A 1,805-nucleotide genomic window follows, 5' to 3' on the forward strand; every position below is an offset into this window, starting at 1 on the left:
CACCAGGGTCAGCGTGAATTCGTCCTCGCCTTGCGGCGCCTGCGACGGGTGGAAGGGGGTATCCTTGGGCGGCGGCAGCAATTCCGGTTGGCCGGCCGCCGGTGCTTCCGCGGGCGCGTTGCCGGCCTTGTAATTCTGGTAGGCCTTGTAGGCGAGGCCGCCGATCGCGGCCAGTCCGCCAAGCTTCACCGCGGCGCCCGTCACGTTGCGGCCAGTACCGGTTCCGAGCAGCACCGCGGCCAGCGCACCGGCGGCCAGCGGATTGTCCTTGGCCATCTGCACGGCCTGCCCCGCCTTGTCGCGAACGGTGCCGCTGGTGCCGGGGATTTGCGAGCCGAGCAGATCGTCGAGAAGCTTCTTGGGATCGAACATTCAGTGCCTCCAGGATTTGCCCGGCCAACGGGCGGGTTTCGAACGTCGAAGACGTAGGTCCCGAAACTTGAGATTGCAATGACAGGCAGCCGCTTTGCAGCAGCACGATGCTGGATCAGGAGCCGATATGCGGCCCCCTGCCCCGCGCCTGCGCAAGCTCGACCTGGCGCTGGCGCTCGGCATAACGCTGGCGGTCCTCGTCCGAACGCGCATCGAAGCAATGCGGGCACGAAATACCGGCAGCGAATTTGGGCGACGTCAGCTCGCCCGGCGTCAGCGGGTGGCGGCAGGCGCGGCACAGTTCCGCGTCACCCTCGGCAAGACCGTGCGACACCGAAACCCGCTCGTCGAAGACGAAGCACTCGCCTTGCCAGAGGCTCTGTTCGGCCGGAACCTCCTCGAGGTATTTGAGGATACCGCCCTTGAGATGGAAGACATCCTCGAAGCCGAGCGATTTGACATAGGCGGTTGCCTTTTCGCAGCGTATGCCGCCGGTGCAGAACATCGCAACCTTGCGGCCTTCGAGCTCCGCCCGGTGCGTTTCCACCCAGGCCGGGAACTCGCGAAAGCTTGCGGTGGCCGGGTCAATCGCACCCTTGAACGTGCCGATCGACACCTCATAGGCGTTGCGCGTGTCGATGATGACAGTGCCGGGCTGCGAAATCAGAGCGTTCCAGTCGGCCGGCGCGACGTAGGTGCCGGCACTTTTCGAAGGATCGATGTCATCGACACCCATGGTGACGATCTCGCGCTTCAGCCGCACCTTCATGCGATGGAACGGCATGTCCGCGGCCGCGCTGTACTTGACCTCGAGTCCGGCAAGCCCTTCGATGGCTTCGAGATACGCGATCAGTTCGGCAATTGCCGTCTCGCTGCCGGCGACGGTGCCGTTGATGCCTTCATGCGCCAGCAGCAGCGTTCCCTTTATGCCGCGCCCGCAGCAGAATGCGGCGAGCGGCGCGCGCAGTTCTTCGAAAGCGTCGAGCCGGGCAAACCGGTAGAGCGCGGCGACGCGAAGGGGTGGAAGTGATGTCATTGCCGAAGCCACTAGACGCTCGAGCAAGCCGATTCAAGGCAAAGCAGGCATCCTGTTCGGCGGGTCGCTGGCGCAAATCTGCACCATGGGCGAATTTGTACCATAGCTGAGATCAGGGAGTCAAGAAAAAATTCCTATCCTGAAAAGCCACCGGGGCAAAAGCTGTCGGCACCATCGAGCCGGCAGCCACCCTTGTCAACTTGGGCTTGGCGAGTATGGGCGACGCGTGACATCGCGACACGGCCGGTTTCGTGGACAGGAAAACGGCCTTCTGCTAATCGGTTGAATTGTCCCACGCCACGGAGAGACACATGCCCAGCAAGACCGAAAAACTTCTGTCGCTCCTCAACGGCCAGCCCGTCATCCCGGTGCTGAAGATCTCCGATGTCGCCAATGC

At 63.3% G+C, this 1,805-nt stretch carries 2 protein-coding genes and 1 pseudogene; 1 reads left to right on the plus strand and 2 read right to left on the minus strand.

Annotated features, from left to right (window positions below):
* Both EN925_RS34435 and EN925_RS34440 read right to left on the minus strand, forming a co-directional pair.
* On the minus strand, positions 1-372 hold a 372-nt coding region (locus tag EN925_RS34435; protein WP_128337299.1), incomplete at its 3' end, for a DUF533 domain-containing protein.
* Between the two features lie 115 nt (positions 373-487).
* Positions 488-1,408, minus strand: coding sequence for a rhodanese-related sulfurtransferase (locus EN925_RS34440; RefSeq protein WP_127369681.1), 921 nt, complete (start codon positions 1,406-1,408; stop codon positions 488-490).
* Positions 1,409-1,719: 311 nt separating this feature from the next.
* Here EN925_RS34440 and EN925_RS41155 point away from each other — a divergent pair.
* A pseudogene (locus EN925_RS41155) lies at positions 1,720-1,805 on the plus strand (keto-deoxy-phosphogluconate aldolase); the annotation flags it as partial.

It is taken from the genome of Mesorhizobium sp. M7A.F.Ca.US.006.04.2.1, assembly GCF_004022915.1.
In the GTDB taxonomy this organism is placed as follows: Bacteria; Pseudomonadota; Alphaproteobacteria; order Rhizobiales; family Rhizobiaceae; genus Mesorhizobium; species Mesorhizobium ciceri.